Annotated in this window: 15 protein-coding genes and 1 pseudogene; 8 read left to right on the forward strand and 8 right to left on the reverse strand. The window is 70.8% G+C overall.

Annotation, left to right across the window (positions count from 1 at the left end):
• Nucleotides 1–199: 199 nt before the first annotated feature.
• Nucleotides 200–700, reverse strand: coding sequence for a hypothetical protein (locus tag WMF24_RS00925; protein ID WP_437734445.1), 501 nt, complete (start codon nt 698–700; stop codon nt 200–202).
• A 236-nt stretch (nt 701–936) separates the two neighbouring features.
• Here WMF24_RS00925 and WMF24_RS00930 point away from each other — a divergent pair, with 236 nt between their 5' ends.
• A complete protein-coding gene (locus WMF24_RS00930) occupies nt 937–1,365 on the forward strand; it encodes a hypothetical protein (protein ID WP_437734446.1) in 429 nt (142 codons plus the stop codon).
• Nucleotides 1,366–1,508: 143 nt separating this feature from the next.
• A complete protein-coding gene (locus tag WMF24_RS00935) occupies nt 1,509–2,981 on the forward strand; it encodes a protein adenylyltransferase SelO (protein ID WP_437734447.1) in 1,473 nt (490 codons plus the stop codon).
• A gap of 142 nt (nt 2,982–3,123) precedes the next feature.
• On the opposite strand, the gene WMF24_RS00940 is transcribed toward WMF24_RS00935, so the two are convergent.
• The gene (locus WMF24_RS00940) at nt 3,124–3,681 is read right to left on the reverse strand and encodes a tyrosine-protein phosphatase (protein WP_437734448.1); all 558 of its coding nucleotides are present in this window, start codon (nt 3,679–3,681) and stop codon (nt 3,124–3,126) included.
• A 117-nt stretch (nt 3,682–3,798) separates the two neighbouring features.
• Nucleotides 3,799–4,248, reverse strand: coding sequence for a hypothetical protein (locus WMF24_RS00945; protein WP_437734449.1), 450 nt, complete (start codon nt 4,246–4,248; stop codon nt 3,799–3,801).
• Nucleotides 4,249–4,541: 293 nt separating this feature from the next.
• Between WMF24_RS00945 and WMF24_RS00950 the strand changes: the two genes are divergently transcribed.
• The 3 genes from WMF24_RS00950 (at nt 4,542) to WMF24_RS00960 (ending at nt 5,891) form a co-directional block, all read left to right on the forward strand.
• Complete coding sequence (locus WMF24_RS00950) at nt 4,542–4,949, forward strand: hypothetical protein (protein ID WP_437734450.1); 408 nt, start codon at nt 4,542–4,544, stop codon at nt 4,947–4,949.
• A gap of 14 nt (nt 4,950–4,963) precedes the next feature.
• Nucleotides 4,964–5,566: a GrpB family protein gene (locus WMF24_RS00955; RefSeq protein ID WP_437734451.1), complete on the forward strand. Its 603-nt coding sequence runs from the start codon at nt 4,964–4,966 to the stop codon at nt 5,564–5,566.
• Between the two features lie 70 nt (nt 5,567–5,636).
• Nucleotides 5,637–5,891, forward strand: coding sequence for a YdeI/OmpD-associated family protein (locus WMF24_RS00960; protein WP_437734452.1), 255 nt, complete (start codon nt 5,637–5,639; stop codon nt 5,889–5,891).
• 53 nt (nt 5,892–5,944) lie between these two features.
• Here the strand turns inward: WMF24_RS00960 and WMF24_RS00965 are convergent.
• Nucleotides 5,945–6,133 (reverse strand): annotated as a pseudogene (locus WMF24_RS00965) (amidohydrolase family protein); the annotation flags it as partial.
• Between the two features lie 182 nt (nt 6,134–6,315).
• On the opposite strand from WMF24_RS00965, the gene WMF24_RS00970 reads away from it, so the two are divergent.
• Complete coding sequence (locus WMF24_RS00970) at nt 6,316–7,254, forward strand: YkgJ family cysteine cluster protein (RefSeq protein ID WP_437734453.1); 939 nt, start codon at nt 6,316–6,318, stop codon at nt 7,252–7,254.
• A 6-nt stretch (nt 7,255–7,260) separates the two neighbouring features.
• On the opposite strand, the gene WMF24_RS00975 is transcribed toward WMF24_RS00970, so the two are convergent.
• The 4 genes from WMF24_RS00975 to WMF24_RS00990 all read right to left on the reverse strand — a co-directional run bounded on the left by WMF24_RS00975 (nt 7,261) and on the right by WMF24_RS00990 (nt 12,871).
• Nucleotides 7,261–8,766 (reverse strand): DUF1552 domain-containing protein, encoded by a 1,506-nt coding sequence (locus tag WMF24_RS00975; protein WP_437734454.1) that lies wholly within the window; start codon nt 8,764–8,766, stop codon nt 7,261–7,263.
• A gap of 4 nt (nt 8,767–8,770) precedes the next feature.
• Complete coding sequence (locus WMF24_RS00980) at nt 8,771–10,501, reverse strand: DUF1592 domain-containing protein (RefSeq protein ID WP_437734455.1); 1,731 nt, start codon at nt 10,499–10,501, stop codon at nt 8,771–8,773.
• Nucleotides 10,502–11,033: 532 nt separating this feature from the next.
• Complete coding sequence (locus WMF24_RS00985; protein ID WP_437734456.1) at nt 11,034–11,639, reverse strand: hypothetical protein; 606 nt, start codon at nt 11,637–11,639, stop codon at nt 11,034–11,036.
• A gap of 11 nt (nt 11,640–11,650) precedes the next feature.
• A complete protein-coding gene (locus WMF24_RS00990; RefSeq protein ID WP_437734457.1) occupies nt 11,651–12,871 on the reverse strand; it encodes a TPM domain-containing protein in 1,221 nt (406 codons plus the stop codon).
• Between the two features lie 348 nt (nt 12,872–13,219).
• Between WMF24_RS00990 and WMF24_RS00995 the strand changes: the two genes are divergently transcribed.
• Nucleotides 13,220–13,876 carry a sensor histidine kinase gene (locus WMF24_RS00995; RefSeq protein ID WP_437734458.1) on the forward strand — a complete coding sequence of 219 codons (657 nt, stop codon included), beginning with the start codon at nt 13,220–13,222 and terminating at the stop codon, nt 13,874–13,876.
• Nucleotides 13,873–15,507 carry a response regulator gene (locus WMF24_RS01000; RefSeq protein WP_437734459.1) on the forward strand — a complete coding sequence of 545 codons (1,635 nt, stop codon included), beginning with the start codon at nt 13,873–13,875 and terminating at the stop codon, nt 15,505–15,507. Before WMF24_RS00995 ends, WMF24_RS01000 begins: the two co-directional genes overlap by 4 nt.
• Nucleotides 15,508–15,517 lie beyond the last annotated feature (10 nt).

Here is a 15,517-nt window from a genome sequence, read left to right on the forward strand (position 1 = left end):
TCCTGCGGCCGGACGGAGCGCTCGGGCGCGGCGTCCGGATGAGCCGGCGCAGCCTATCGAAGATCGCGGCGCAGCCGTGATCTCAGCAAGATGCTCGCGCCGGGAGGCCAGGCTCGCGCCGGGACTGGCGCGTCGCGCGGCACGAGCTCGGCGAGACGAAGCGTTGCGCCGGAGCGCTCGTGCAGCGGCTGCCGATCGCTCAGTCCGGCGGGAGCAGGGCGAGCAGCGCCCTGGCGGCGACCTTCTTGTCGAAGACGAGCACGCTCCGGATCATCTTCGCCTTTCCCGTGAGCTTTTCGCCCAGCGCCTCGCCCGTGACGTCGAGCCGGCACGCAAGGAGGCGCTGCGGGTAGCGGGAGAGGAGCGCGTCGCAGTCGCGGTAGAAGCGGGTGCTGCCGTCGCCCGCGAGGAAGAGGATGCGAGACGCGCGGGCGTTCTGCGGGCTCTCCGGGGTCTTCCTGGCCATGGCGTCGAGCCCCTTCTGCTCGCCGGCGAGCTTCTCGGTGATGAGCTCGAGGCCGTGGCACGCGTGGCTCGCCGCGAGCGCGCCGCGGAGCTCCGCGGCCAGGGCCTCGGTCATCGGGAGCGTCGCCACCTGATTTCGACCGCTCTCCCACAGCAGCCCTGCGTGTTTCGTGAGGAGATCGGAGACAGCGTCGTGGCGCGGGTCGGCGACCAGATCTTTCGGGAGCTTGAGCACGGGAACCTCGGCGCGCACCCTACCAGACCTGGCGCCGCGTGACGAACACGGCACCGGCGAGCGCCGCGCCGGCGAGCCTCCTTGAGCCGCCTGCCGGGCGCGTCCTGCGCGCGGTCTGCGAGCGGCGCCGAGGCGCCGCGCTCGGCGATTCCGGGGGATCCTGCATCGCAGACGGGGAGACTCCCGGCGGGCGCGGCGCGCGCGGGCGTGGCATGCTCGCGCTTCCGAGGCGCACCATGCGACGATTCGCCATCTCCACCTTTCTGGGGGCGTGCCTGTCGGCGTGTGCGTCCTCGCCGCCGTCCACGCCGGGGGAGGGGGATGTCGAGGGGCCTCCGCCCCGCGCGGCGTCGTGCCCGAGCGAGAAGCTCGCCTTCACGAGGGACACGGGGTGTGTGAACGACGGATCCGTGGAGTTTTGCCTGCCGACGGGCGACGAGGCGCTCGTCGCCCGCGTGCGGGACATCGCGCCCACCCTCCAGGCGGGCTCGTCGCGGGGGCGCGCGGGCTGCGATGTGCCCGCGGAGACGCTGTACTTCTTCCCCACGGGAGATGCCGAGTGCGTCGCGCCCCATGGCGCGCTCGAGGACGCGGCGTGGGACAAGCTTTGCCGTATCGCCGCGCTGCCCGAGGTGCGGGCGATCGTGCCGACGTGGTACGAGTGAACGAGTGAGCGGGGCGCAGCGGCTGACGGACACGACGGTCGTGGGCTGCTGCGTCCGCTCCCCGGGCGGCGCGGGCGCGCGGATTGATGTAGAACGACGGCTCAAACGACGCTGAAGGACCCCAAGCGCCACGAGGCTCGCCGATGAAGCTCGCTTTCGACAACACCTACGCCCGTCTCCCGGAGCGGTTTTACGCTCGCGTCTCTCCCGCCAGGGTCCGCGAGCCGCGCCTCGTGAAGGTCAACCGCGCGCTCGCGGAGCTGCTCGGGCTCGACGCGGACCAGCTCGCCTCGGCGGAGGGGGCGCAGGTCCTCGCGGGCAACGCGCTGCCCGAGGGCGCGGAGCCGATCGCGCTCGCCTACGCGGGGCACCAGTTCGGCAGCTTCGTTGGGCAGCTCGGGGACGGCCGGGCGATCCTGCTCGGCGAGGTCGTCGGCAAGGATGGCAAGCGGCGCGACATCCAGCTCAAGGGCGCAGGGCGGACGCCGTTCTCGCGCGGCGGGGACGGGCGTGCCGCTCTCGGGCCCGTGCTGCGCGAGTACGTCGTGAGCGAGGCCATGGCGGCGCTCGGCGTGCCGACCACGCGCACGCTCGCCGCCGTGACGACGGGCGAGCCGGTCTACCGCGAGGAGGTGCTCCCCGGCGCGGTCCTCACGCGCGTGGCCGCGAGCCACATCCGCGTGGGCACGTTCCAGTTCTTCGCCGCGCGGGGCGACCGGGAGGCGCTGGCGACCCTCGCCTCGTACGCGCTGTCCCGGCACTACCCCGACGCGGTGGGCAGCGGCAACGACGCGCTGGCGCTGCTCGACCGCGTCATCGAGGCCCAGGCGACCCTCGTCGCGAGCTGGCTCGGCGTCGGCTTCATCCACGGCGTGATGAACACCGACAACACGTCGATCTCCGGCGAGACGATCGACTACGGCCCGTGCGCGTTCCTCGACGAGTACGACCCCGAGAAGAAGTTCAGCTCGATCGATCGGGGCGGCCGCTACGCCTTCGGCAACCAGCCGCGGATCGCCCAGTGGAACATGGCGCGGCTCGCCGAGACGCTGCTCCCGCTGCTGTCCGACGACAAGGAGGAGGCCGTCCGCGTGGCGACCGAGCGCGTGCAGCGCTTCACCGGGTTGTTCGTGGAGGCGCACGAGCGCGTGCTCCGAGCCAAGCTGGGGCTCTTTCGCGCGGAGGACGAGGATCTCAAGCTCGCCGCCGATCTGCTGGATCTCCTCGCCTCGAACGGCGTCGATTACACGGTCTTCTTTCGCCGGCTCTGCGCTGCCGCGGCCGATCCCGCCGCCGACGCGCAGGTGGCGTCGCTGTTCGCGGATCCCGGCGTCTTCAGCGGCTGGGCCGAGGCGTGGCGCCAGCGGCTCGCCCGGGAGGACGTCACCCCCGAGGCCCGCGCGAGCGCGATGCGGAGCGTCAACCCCGCGTTCATCCCGCGCAATCACCGGATCGAGGAGCTCATCCAGGCGGCCGTTGCCCGGGACGACTACGGGCCCTTCGAGACGCTCGTCCGCGCGCTCGAGCGCCCGTACGACGATCAGCCGGAGCTCGCTCCTCTGAGCGAGCCTCCGCAGGTGAGCGAGCGCGTGCAATACACGTTCTGCGGGACGTGACGGCGCGTCGTGGGCGGCTCCAGCGGGCAACCCGGTGGTGGCCGCGGGGCCGCCCGCCGGGGTGCGCCGTCATGCGTCGGCCACGAAGCCGTTCGATCTCCGCAGGTAGCCGGCGAAAGGGGTCGCCCGCTGCTGCGCCGGGTCAGACACGGCGTCCTCCTCCCGTGGTGAGCGCTGCCCGCAGCCTTGTCCCCTGGAGCCCGGTGGACGGCAGCCACTCCAGCACGCCGTCGATGGCCCGCTCGATGGCGACGGGGTCGGCGCCGTCGCTGAGCATGTACTCCTCCGCGACAACCTGCCGCGGTACGTCGATCGCGAGCAGCGCCGCCGCGATGACGACGCCGGTCCGGTCTCTCCCCGACGTGCAGTGTACGTAGACCGGCCAGGCGAGATCGGGGGTCGCGAGCACGGAGAGGGCCTTGCCGAGCCACATCCTCACCCGGCGCTGCCGCGTGTCGTAGTTCTCGACGTCGTCGTCCGCGGCGACGTGTACATGCGTGATCCCCGCGAGATGACCGGGATCGGGGCCGCGTCGGAGGTTCAGTATCGTGCCGGGTGAGCCGAGATCGCTGGCCGTCGTCATGGAGTCGAATCGTCCACCGCGGAGCAGGCGGCCAGCAGGGATCGGCGAGACGTCGAACCAGAGCCCGAGGGCCTCGCCCACGTCTCGGTAGTTGGCCGGTCGGAACGTCGCACTCATACGCTGCGCTCTCTCGGGTCGATCCACGGGCCGGTCGTCGCGAGCATCGCCGGCCCGCACGCGTCGACAGAAAGGGCGGCCACGGCGGACGCGTCGCCGCGCAAGAGCTCCGGCGCGCTACCAGTTGTACCACACAACGAGCCGCAGGCGTGCGCAAGAGAACCGTGGATCCGTGGCGACCCGCTCCGCGATGTCGAACACGATGGCCCAGTCGCTGGACAGGACGTCCGGGCGGGCGGCGCGGAATGCAGAGAGCTCCGACCAGGTGGCGTAGGTGTAGCCGCCCAGCTCTCCCGGCCCGTGAATTCGTTCATGCTCGGCGATCCGCACGAGGTCTGCCCGAAGCTCGGCCGAGGGGTGTGGTGGGACGCCTCGTCGAGCGGCCACCGCCCCGTGCGGCTGCTCCGACGAGACGAGCCTCTTCGAGAGCCCGAACAGCTCCTCGGAGACCTCATCCGCGCCGTCCACGAGCGGCCCCACGCGCAGGAGCCCCTGCCAGGAGTGCTCGTCCTCCTCGGACGGCAGATCGCGCGTCACCTCGACCCAGCCTTCGATCCAGAACGGCAATCACCCCTCCTTCGTCATCGGGCCTTTCGTACCACGTCGGCCGATTTCTGCTGCATCGGATGCCTCCTCGGGCGCAGGGCGCCGTCGCGACGGTGCAGGGTTCCGAGCCTCGCGCGTGCCACCCGCGAACGGCGGTGCTCTCCGGGACCTTTCCGTGCGCGGTGCCGGCCCGGCCCTCGCCGGCTGGAGGCTACAGCCGCCAGGCGTGCGGCGCAGGCCTCGCCGCGCAGGTGACCCGTCCCGCGCCGCCGCTCGGCTCGGGAGGGGATCCACGCTACGATGGCGAGGCGCACATGAAGGAGGTCCTGCGCAACGCCCATTTCGTCGTCGCCGTCGATCACACGGCGAAGATCGTGAGGGTCATGCGGACCGCCGAGCCGTTCGAATCCATCGAGCAGATCGAGCAGAAATGCCAGGAGAACATCGACGCCCTCGCCCTCGTGGACCGGAGCGCGATGTCGCTGCTCCTGGATATCCGGGCCGCTCCGGCGCGGAATGATCCGAAATTCGAGAGCGCGACGCTGAAGCTGCGGACCGGCGCGGTCCGCGGCTTCGCGCGCGTGGCCGTCCTGGTGGGGACCTCCGCCGGGGCGCTGCAGGTCCGGCGCCACAGCCGCGAGGACGGCGTCGAGCGCATGATCAGCGACGACGAGGGCGAGCTGCTCGACTACCTCGCCGCCGCGCCGCGGAGCCGACGGTGATCTATACTCGCGCCGTGCCCACCGCCGAGGAGATCACGAAGCACCACGAGCCCGCGCCCGACCAGAGCCCCTGGGTGAACGGCCCACCACGACCGGCGCCGATCGTCGTCGCCGCGTACGACGAGCGCTGGCCGCGGCTGTTCGACGTGGTCGCCCAGAAGATCCGCGCCGCCCTCGGCGACGCCGCGCTCGCGATCGAGCACGTCGGATCGACCTCGGTCAAGGGGCTGGCCGCCAAGCCGACGATCGACGTCGACGTCACCGTCGCCGATCCAGCCGACGAGCTCGCGTACGTCCCCGCGCTATCGCGCGCCGGGTTCACGCTGGTCATTCGCGAACCGGAATGGCACCAGCACCGGTGCCTCCAGCTCGCCGAGCCGAACAGCAACGTGCATGTCTTCGGCCCCGATTGTCCGGAGGTGATCCGCCACCGGATGTTCCGCCAGTGGCTCCTGGATCATCCGGACGATCTCGAGCTCTACCGCCGGGCGAAGCTCGCGGCCGCGTCCGATATCTCGGCAGGGAGCGGCATGGTGATGGACTACAACAAGCACAAGGAGCCCGTGATCCGCGCGATCTACGAGCGGATGTTCCGCGCGAACGGCCTCATCCGCTGACGGGCCACCGCGCACGATGCGCCTCCGCCCCGCGTGGGGCGGCGGGGCGCGCCATGACAAGGAGGAATCGATGGGTGTCGAGTCTTCGGGGCTGAAGCGACAGCGGTATCCGATGCCGGACTTCGTGAAGAGCGCGCTGGACGAGCGCGGCTTGATGGAAGCCTACAGGCAGCGTCCCGCATACCAGCAGAACGACTACATCGGCTGGATCGTACGCGCGAAGCGCCAGGAGACGAAGGAGAGCCGGCTGCGCCAGATGCTGGACGAGCTCGAGAGGGGCGGCGTGTACATGAACATGAAGCACGCAGCGTCGGAGAAGAAGTAGGACGCCGAGCTTTCGTTCATGGGCCTCCTGCGCTTCCGGTCCGGGCAGCGGCCTCAGCGCGACGCCTGTCGGACGCCGCGCCTCCACACCGCGCGGATCGACAGCGTGTCGGCGATGTTGGTCGTCGGATCGCCGTCGACCAGCAGGAGGTCGGCCCGGGCGCCGGGGGCGACGCGACCGCGATCCGCCAGCCCGAAGCGCCGCGCGGGAAGGGCGGTCGCTGCACGCAGCGCCTCGATGGGCTGCTCGGGAGGGGACGGCGATGCTCGCCGAGCAGACAGCGCATTCTTTCATGAATGTCTCCGACTCTTCTCGGACTGAAGACCAGCCTGGCCTTCGATGGTTGGTGGACCGTTCGCTCGTGTGGTAGTCTGTCGCCTGGTCGATCGCTCGGACCGCGGCCACTCTCCAGGAGCCGGCGACCATGAAGCAGAGGAGCAGCAAGGCGCGCCCTGCCCGCCCCAAGGCCGGGAACAAGAGGCGTCGCGACGCCCACAAGGACGCCGAGGGACGCGTGCACCTCACGGTCCACCGCGACCCCGCGAGCGGGAACGAGCGCGTGGCGCTCAGGAGCCCGGTGTTCCAGGAGGCCTGGCAGAACGACGTCGCCGCGGCGACGGCCAACACCGCCTATGCCGTCCTGCGCGGCGAGCCGAGCGTCGACGGCGCGATCGAGCTCGCGCGCAACGCGATGGCGGCCACGTCTCGGCTCGCGGCGGGGCTCCTGGCGCGCGCGCCCGGCGGCGCGGTGGCGTGCAGGGCGGGCTGCGACCACTGCTGCTATCAGTCGGTCGGGGTCACCCCGCCGGAGGCGCTCGCGATCGCCGACCACCTCAAGACGACCTTGTCGGACGCCGCGCTCGCGCGGGTGACGCGGCGTGTGTCCGAGTGTCGCGACAGGACGCGCGATCTGCCGTCGGCAGAGCGGTTCTCGCCGGACCACCCGTGCCCGTTCCTGGAGTCGGGGAGGTGCTCGATCTACGAGGTCCGGCCGCTCTCCTGTCGGGGCATGAACTCGCTCGACGCGGGAGAGTGCGCGACCAGGCTGCGGGACCCGGATGCGCGCGCCGCGTTCCTGGCGCGCGGGCTGGGCGGCCGCTCGTTCATGGAGCCCATTCGCGCCTTCCAGGCCATCAGCGCCGGTCTGCAGCTCGGCCTCTCCGAGCTCTTCCGCCTCGACATGCGCCCCCTGGACCTGACCGCGGCCATGCACCTGCTCCTGACCGGGCCGGAGTCGCTCGCCGACGCATGGATCCGCGGGGAGCGGCCGTTCGAACCGGCGCGCGGCGCCGACCAGGGGAAGGACCCCGGCCTGGGCGCGCCCATCGAGGCCCTGGGCCTCGCCCGCGGCCGGGATCCGTGACCGCTCTCAGGCCTTGAGCTCGGTGAACTCGCCCGGCCTGGTGATGCCGGCTTCCGCGTCCCTGCTGTCGAATTGGCCCCACGTCTCGACAGGCCCGCCGCCTTCGGCCTTGCACCCGACGGCGTTCATCAGCGTCACGTAGAGCTTGTTGATGGGCACGTTGCCGGTGTTCGAGCCCGTACCGAAGCCGACGCTGGTGTCGTCGCCCGTGCAGTCGGCCTCGCTGTTGCCGGTGCCGAGCGTCCTGCCCTCGAGGTTCACGACCTGCCCCTGCTTCAGGTAACCCCCCGCGCTGCCCGCGATCACGATCGGCAGGTTGTTCGTGTTGTGGGCGTTGCCGTCGGCCAGCTCCGGGAGCCACATCGTGGCGGTGCTGTCGAGCAGCGTGCCGTCGCCCTCTGCGATGCTGTCGAGCAGCGTGACCAGCCGCACGTACTTGCTCGCGTACCAGGCGTCGATCTCCGCGATCATGTCGAGCACGCCGTTCTTGCAGGTCCCGCCCACCTGGAACGACCCGTTCCGGTGCGACAGGCCGTGGTGGTCGGCGTCGTGCTGCATGCCGTCCCAGCCGAAGGTCACGTAACCGGGATAGGCGAGGATGATCGACCGGTTCATGTCGCAGATCATGCTCAGCGCGATGAGGTTCATCATCATGTCCCCGCCGGCCGTGAACGAGGTCGCCAGGCCGCCGCCGAAGCCGCCGCCCGAGCTGGCGGCGTTGACCGAGCTGGCCGTGACGCCGTTCGCGGCCGCGGTCGCGTCGTTGCACGCCGCGGGCGTGAGCTTCTGCTCCGTGCTGCGGAGCAGATCGAGCCAGTCGCTGACCCGGCGCTGGTCGGCCTTGCTCATGTTGAGCGACTGGTAGCTCTTGAGATCCTCCCGGACGAGATCGATGGCGCTCTCCCCGCGCCGGACGCGGTGATCGCCCTCGGTTATCTCTCCGCCCCCGAACAGCCCGGTGAGCTGGTTGTATACCGTCTTGGGGTTGGCCACGGCCGGGAAGGCGGTGTTCGGCGCCGAGAAGGACAGCACCTCCTTGATGCTGGTGCTCGACGGCCCGACCGAGAGCACCAGCGGGCTCGCCCCGCCCGGGTTGATCTGCCTGGCGATCTCGTGATCGAGCGAGTGGGACGTCGCGTACCGCGTCGTGTCGTCGTTGATCAGGGCGCAGGTGAGCTTCGAGCCCATCGCCTGATCGTGCGGGTCGATGGTCTGGATCTCCGCGTAAGAATTGAACATCTTGAGCCCGCGCGGGAACAGCAGCTTCGACGCGAACGGCGCCAGCCCTGCCAGCGTGGTGCCCGCGAGGTGCTCGGCCGTGAGGGGACCGTTCTCGATGGTCGGGAACCAGCGGTTGGTGAGACATCCGTTGTGGGTGTAGAAGATCACCAGGCGTCTGGGCTGCGAGGACGGGGCGGGTTGCGCCTTGACCTCCTTCTCGTGGAGGGAGCTCAGGAACGGGGCCGCGAGCGCGGCGCCTGCGACACCTTTCAGAAAGACTCTGCGCTTCATCGGTCTACTCCTGTTCGACGGCCCGGGTCCTGAACGACGGAGACTGCGTGAGGTCGATGACGAGATCGAGGATCGTGTACCCTCCGGCGGTGATCCTGGCGGTCAGGTCGTTCACCGTGCACGCGTCCAGCGGGTGACCATCGCGCTCGTAGGCGTACGAGACCCACTTCTGCGCGTACTGGCGCTGCGCGTTCGGGGAGGCCGCGAGCTTCGCCATCAGGTCGGCCGGGCTCGCGACCCTCACGGGCTCCCCGTCGATGCGCACGTCCGCGACCGTGTCGATCGGCGCGCCGGTGGACGCCTCGTGCGTCTGCCACCTCCCCACGGCGTCGTACGCCTCCATCACGAAGCCCGGCGGGTTGATGAAGTTGTGGTGGCACGCGGCGCAGGCGGCGCCCGCCGTCTGCGCGTCCACGCGCTTGCGGTTCGTGTCGAGATCGGCCCCTTCCGGGAGGGGCGTCTCGAGCGCGCCGGGAGGCGGGGTGCCCGGATCGATGCCGAGCACGTCCTTGGTGATGAACACGCCGCGGAGGATGGGCGAGGTGCGGTTGTACGACGAGTACGCGTTGAGGAAGCCCACGCGCGTCAGGAACCCCGGCCGCTCGACGGGGTCGAGCGTGACCTCCTGGAGCGCGGACCCGAAATCGGCGGGGTCGAGGCCGTAGAGCGGCGCCGTCGCGGCGTTCACGAAGGCGGTCGGGCTGAGGAAGAGCTCCTGGAACCCTCCGCCGCGCGTGAAGGCCACATCGTCGAAGAACCGCTCGGTCTCTTCCGCCATGATCGGGATGAGCGAGCGATCGAACTCGGGGAACATCGTCGTGTCCCGCTGCGCCGAGTCCCAGCGCGTGTTCGGCCCCAGCTCCAGGTAGTATCGATGGAAGCCGGCCACCATCTGCCGGGCCCTGGGATCTTCGAGCATCCGCCGGGCCTGCGCCAGGATCTGCTCCGGGGTGGAGAGCTGCCCCTGATCGGCGGCCTGGTTCAGCGCCTCGTCCGGGATCGTCCCCCAGAGCATGTACGAGAGGCGAGACGCGACCTCGTGACTCGAGAGGGCGAAGCTCCCGGCGCCGTCCGGCGTCTCCGCGATCTCCGCGCGCTGGATGAACGAGGGGGAGATCAGGAACATGTACAGCAGCGCCTCCGCGACCTCCTCCGGGGTCCCGTTCGCGGTGATCTGGGGGCCCCTGGCCACGATCGCGTCGAACCTCGCCACCTCCGCCTGCGTCAGCGGCCGGCGGAAGGCGCGCCGCCCGAACTCGGTGATGGTGTCGTGCAAGCACGCCGTGCCGTCTCCGCTGGGTGTGCACTTCAGGAAGTTCCCCTTGAGCGCGGGGTCAGCCATCACCTGCGCGGCGATCATCTCGGCCACGGACCTGTAGGCGCTCCAGCCCAGATCCGTGAGGCTGCCTGCCTGGTCGGTCGCCAGCAGCGTCGAGGGCGCCACGTTGCCCGACGCGGCCAGCGTCGTGACGCCCAGGAGGTCGCGGATCGTCCTGTCGTACTGCGCGTTCGTCAGGCGCCGGATCTGAGAGGTCGGCGCGAGCCCTGGCTTGCACTCCGTGCTGCCGCCAGGAGAGCCGCTCCCGCCAGGAGAGCCCGGCTTGCCGCCCGCGCCTCCAGGGGGACTCTCCCCACCCGGCCCCGAGTCGGCCGGGTCGTGGTCGTCGCCGACGGTACCCACACAGCCAGCCGCGAACGTTGCGGCGACGATGATGCCGCTCCTCCAGGTGTACATGGCACGCACCTCGGGTGTTGTGTCCAGCTCAAAGAACCTAGACAGAACCAGCGAGGGCGTTTTTTTGCGATCAGCACGGGAAGGCTGATCCAAACCCTGCTCCCCGCGTCAAGTATCATCTCATGGCGGCATCCTGAGCGGCAATGCCATCTCCGGGGGGCTCTCTTTTTTTGCGTTCGCGAATTCAGTTTTTCATCAAGACATCGGGGGACATTTCGATGTTCAGCCTCGATGAATCGCCGGGACATTTCGACGTCCAGCAGCGCTGCCGCCAGGGAGCTCCACGCCTGCGGCGAGGCCCGCGCGTACTCCCTGGCGAACGCGGGCGGACAGGCAGCGCTGCAGCCCGCAGAGCTGGGATACGTCTCTGCAAATCTTCAACTGCGCCGCGTAGCGCCCCCGGCGCGCTGGATCGGGCTGGAACGTCGCCGTGGCCGTCCCGCGCCTCGCCTTCTCGGCCGCCTCGATGCACCCGGTCAGCCCGGCCCCGCGGCGGCGCCAGGCACGTCGCCTCGACCGTCGTGTCGCTGTCTCACCAGGCGTCGATCTCGCTCGAGAGCGGCACGCGCGCCGGCAGGCCGAAGAGGCGCGCGGCGAGCTGCTCGGAGAGCCCCGAGGCGAGCGCGTTGTACGCGCTGGCGTCCTGGTCGTAGCGGCGCCGCTCGATGCTCACCCGGTTGTCCGCGCCGGCGAGCTCCGCGTCGCGCTCGGGCGAGGGCGCCGCGCCCTCGTGGCGCGCGCGGGTGAGCTCCCGGCGCTCGACGACGTTCTCGACCTGCGCCCTCCTGCGCTCCACCTCGGCGCGCGCCTGCTCCAGCGAGGCGCGCGCCCAGAGGAGCAGGCCGCCGAGCACCAGGGCGATCGCCGAGAGGGCGGCGCCCGCCCAGCGGAGCCGCCGCCGCGCCGCGGCCCTCCGCGCCGCCTCGCGCTGCCGCCGCGCCGCGAGCTCCTCCACGGCCCGGCGCACGTGGTGAGGCGGTATCTCGAGCTCGGCGCCGACGCGCTCGAGGTCCTCGATCCGGAGCCGATCCTTGTCGGCCTCGGCGAGGCGCGCGGCGAGCGCGATCACCTCGTCGACGTCCTCGTGATCGACCTGCCTCGCCTGCTCGGCTTCGAGCTCTGTCGCACGCGCGTTCATCGACGTTCCTCCTACCAGCCAGAGCTCGCGCCGCCGCCCCCGAAGGAGCCGCCGCCGCCGCTGTAACCGCTGCTCGATGATGATGAGGACGAGGATGAGGACGACGAGTACGAGGACGAGGAGTACGAGGATGAGCTCGACGTCGACGACGAGCTCCAGGACGAGCTCGACGACCCGGCCGAGCTGCTGCTTCCGATGAATCCTCCCAGCGCCATCCCGCCCCCCATGAGGCCCGTGATGAGCGCGTGGGAGAGCAAACCGTGCGAGACCACCAGCCCGAACACGCCACCGGCGAGGGGGAGGGCGATGGCCATGGCGACGCCGAGGCCCCTCAGAAACCATAGTGCGGCATGCTCCGGCTCTCGCTTTTTGAAGAGGCTCAGCCCGCCGAGCAGCCCGATCGGCGTGGCGATGAGCGTCACGGCGAGGAACCAGCCGGCCTGGTTCGCGAGGTAGGCCGAGGCGGCGGCCTCGGAGCGCGCCGCGTAGGACCAGGCCGGCGCGTACGCCGCGAGCCCGGGGACGACGACGAAGGCGAGGACGGCCGTGACGGCGATGCGCCATTTCCCTCGCCGGGCCGCCATGTGCCCCTCGAGATCGCTCAGCGTCGCAGGAGAGCGCGGCGTGCGCCGGACCACGAAGCCGAGCAAGAGGCCGAACAGCGCACCCAGCATGTGATGAGCGACGTAACGCCCCAGGATGTGCTCCGACGGCGACCCGAGCAGCGCCAGCGTCCCCCCCGGGCCCATCTTCTGGTCCGCCGTGAGGGCGACCAGCCTGCCCACCACGAAGCCCGCGGCGCTGCCGTACTGCGAGCGCCGGAGGTCGTCGCGCGAGGCGTCGAGGATTGTCCGGCACACGCCGTCGGTCAGGATGTCCTCCAGGCCATACCCCACCTCGATGCGCATCCGCCTGTCGTCGATGGCCAGCGTGTACAGGACCCCGTTGTCCTGCTGCTTCGTTCCGCCGCCCCCGGCCTCGGCGATCTCCAGCGAGTAATCCTCGATGGGCACGCCGCCCGTGGTCCTCACGAGCAGGACGGCGATCTGCACGCCGGTCCTCTCGCGGTGCGCGAGGAGCTTGCGCGCGAGGTCGTCTCGCTCCTCCGGCGTGAGCACGCCCGCGTTGTCGGTCACCGGGGCCTGGATCGTCACGGCCGGCGCCGCGAGCGCGTAGGATGCCGTGAACAGCATCGCGAGCATACAGAGCGCGGCGGCGAAGAGGAGCCGCACGCCGCGGCCACTCCCCACCACTGGCCCCACCCCAGGCCACCCTCCCAGTCGAATTGAGCTCATCCGGCCATGGAGAGCCCGGGTCGAGGGGAGGAGCAACGCCGAAGCCCGGATCGGACGCCACGGCGTTGCGTCGTGACGCCGCCCACCTGCAAGGGGGAAACGATTTGTAGACGCAAAAACAATCCTGAATGATTCCGGCATGTTGTATTCTGTGCCCGGCAGCACGCGCGGCAAGCGCGGGGAGGCCGGGGGAGCTGTACGGGGCCATGGGCGCGCGCCCGTGCCGGTGGTGGTGGTCGCGGGTCGTCAAGGGCGCGGCTTCGGATCGCTGCGCGTGGGGCGCTGTTGCCGAGCACGCTCATTGATGGACAGGAGCCCCTCGACGATCCGGTTCTTTCATGGGAGGGGCGCGTAAGTACGCGACACCTGGACGAAGTGGATCAGCGGGTGCCATCTGAAATCGTCACCGACGCCCGGCGGGCCGGCCAGGTGGTGCGGCGGACGCGCGCGCTGATGAAGAAAGGCGAGGTGCAGATCGAGCGGTGCGACCTCAACGAGGCGGCCCGCGTGGTGGCGTGGCTCGCGGCCAACGACGCGCTCTTGCGCGGAGCGACGATCGTGCTGGAGCTCGCGACCGACCTGCCGGCCGTGCGGGGCGATGCGGTTCAGCTCCAGCAGGTGGCGCTGAACCTGATGTCGAACGCGCTCGACGCCGTCTCGGAGGCGCCGCACGGGCGCTGGCGCGTGATCGTGCGGGCGGCGCGCGCCGGCGGCCGCGTGGCGCTGGCGGTGGAGGACTCGGGCGAGGGGGGCGCAGGCGACGACCCGGAGCGGTTCTTCGAGCCGTTCTTCACGACGAAGCCGGCGGGGCTTGGCCTGGGGCTCTCCATCAGCCGGTCGATCGCGGCGGCGCATGGCGGCCGGCTGTGGGCTTCGCGCGCGCCTCGAGGCGGCGTGGTGGTGCGCCACGAGCTGCCGGGCGAGGAGGAGGAGGAGCGATGACGGGCGTGACGGCCAAGGTCGTGGTGATCGACGACGACGGCGCGGTGCTGCGGAGCCTGGCCCGGCTGCTCGACGCGTCGGGCTACGAGGTGGAGACGTTCGGCGGGGCGGGCGCGTTTCTCTCGTCGGTGGCGTCGGAGGCGCGGGCCGGCTGCGTGATCGTGGACCTTGCGATGCCGGAGCTCGACGGGCTCGCCCTGCAAGCGGCGCTGCGAGCGTCCGGGTGCCGCCTGCCGCTGATCTTCATCACCGGGCACGGGGACGTTCCTGGGGCTCACCCAGGGGGGCTCGACATGAGGGCTGGACATCGCAGTCCCGGCGCCCCGCGGCGGGGCGCGGGACGGCAAAAACTCGCAAAAACTCCATCCTACCACGACGAGACCCCGTCCGAAAGCTGGCTCAAGGTCCAGGTGGCGGCAGCGGGGTCTGCGGCTCACCTTGCCGTCGCCCGGCGTGACCCGAACGCTCCTGCGCCGGCGAAAAGGACAGGACTCATGACGCATTTCAGCTCCCCTCGTCGCCTCGGTTTGTTGGTCTCGCTGCTCGGCGCGAGCGGCTTCGCGGTGCTCGGCGGCGCCTGCACCGGCGCCGAAACGGACGACGAGCACGGCGACTCGGCCGACTCCGCCCTGACCGGCGCGCAGTGCGACACCTTCGACGTCAACGGCAAGGTCCAGATCTGCCACTTCACGGGCTCTGCCACCCACCCGTACACCATCATCAAGACGAGCGTGCAGGGGTGCATCAACGGCCACGCCGGCCACCCCGGCGACTACATCACGAGCACGGACCCGAGCTCGCCGACCTACGACCCGACCTGTCAGGGCGGCGGCTGCCTGCCCGTGGGCGCGCCGACCGACGCTACCCTGGAGTGCTGCGACGGGCTCATCAGCCAGAACGGCACGTGCGTCGACCTCTGCGCCGGCGTGACGTGCGCCGCCTCCGACCAGTGTCACGCCGCCGGCACCTGCAACCCGGCCGACGGGACCTGCTCCAACCCCGCCGTGGCCGATGGCACGGCCTGCAGCGACGGCGACGGCTGCTCCGTCACGGATGCCTGCGTCGCTGGCACCTGCACCGGAAGCAGCAACCCCTGCCAGAACGGCGGCACGTGCCTGAGCGTCTCCAACGCTTACACGTGCTCCTGCGCGCCCGGCTACGAGGGGGCGAACTGCGAGACGGCCGCCTGCGTCCCCACCACCTGCGCGGCGCAGGGCGCCACCTGCGGCACCATCCCCGACGGCTGCGGAGGCACGCTCACCTGCGGCTCGTGCGCGGCGGGCTCCACCTGCGAGGACGGCACTTGCCAGCCGTCGGGGCCGGTATGCCCGTGTGAGGCGCTGCCCGGATGGCTGGACTTCGTCGTCAGCGGTACCCAGTGCATCAACTATTCGGGCCAGCTAACCGCCGTCTCCCTCTACTTGAAAGACACCGGTAGCTCGCGAGGTATCGCCGTCAGCTCCGCGGTCGAGGAGAGTCCTGGCACCCCGGGCAACCCGGCCCTGTGCGGAGTCGTGGGCCCGAACAACGTGGGCAACGCCTTCGTCACGCTCGACACCCAAGATCTGGTGAACGCCTGCGCTCAGAGCCTCTCGAATGTCGCCTCGGCCGGCGGGGTGCCCTGCCCCTAGCGCCGCGCCT

Origin of the sequence: Sorangium sp. So ce1335 (assembly GCF_051521615.1) — a bacterium.
In the GTDB taxonomy this organism is placed as follows: Bacteria; Myxococcota_A; Polyangia; order Polyangiales; family Polyangiaceae; genus Sorangium.

Excerpts from the sequence above, each read along its gene's own strand:
- WMF24_RS00930 (WP_437734446.1), top strand. The coding sequence starts at position 937 with ATGCGACGATTCGCCATCTCCACCTTTCTGGGGGCGTGCCTGTCGGCG.
- WMF24_RS00935 (WP_437734447.1), top strand. The coding sequence starts at position 1,509 with ATGAAGCTCGCTTTCGACAACACCTACGCCCGTCTCCCGGAGCGGTTT.
- WMF24_RS00940 (WP_437734448.1), bottom strand. The coding sequence starts at position 3,681 with ATGAGTGCGACGTTCCGACCGGCCAACTACCGAGACGTGGGCGAGGCC.
- WMF24_RS00950 (WP_437734450.1), top strand. The coding sequence starts at position 4,542 with ATGAAGGAGGTCCTGCGCAACGCCCATTTCGTCGTCGCCGTCGATCAC.
- WMF24_RS00960 (WP_437734452.1), top strand. The coding sequence starts at position 5,637 with ATGGGTGTCGAGTCTTCGGGGCTGAAGCGACAGCGGTATCCGATGCCG.
- WMF24_RS00970 (WP_437734453.1), top strand. The coding sequence starts at position 6,316 with ATGAAGCAGAGGAGCAGCAAGGCGCGCCCTGCCCGCCCCAAGGCCGGG.
- WMF24_RS00975 (WP_437734454.1), bottom strand. The coding sequence starts at position 8,766 with ATGAAGCGCAGAGTCTTTCTGAAAGGTGTCGCAGGCGCCGCGCTCGCG.
- WMF24_RS00980 (WP_437734455.1), bottom strand. The coding sequence starts at position 10,501 with ATGTACACCTGGAGGAGCGGCATCATCGTCGCCGCAACGTTCGCGGCT.
- WMF24_RS00985 (WP_437734456.1), bottom strand. The coding sequence starts at position 11,639 with ATGAACGCGCGTGCGACAGAGCTCGAAGCCGAGCAGGCGAGGCAGGTC.
- WMF24_RS01000 (WP_437734459.1), top strand. The coding sequence starts at position 13,873 with ATGACGGGCGTGACGGCCAAGGTCGTGGTGATCGACGACGACGGCGCG.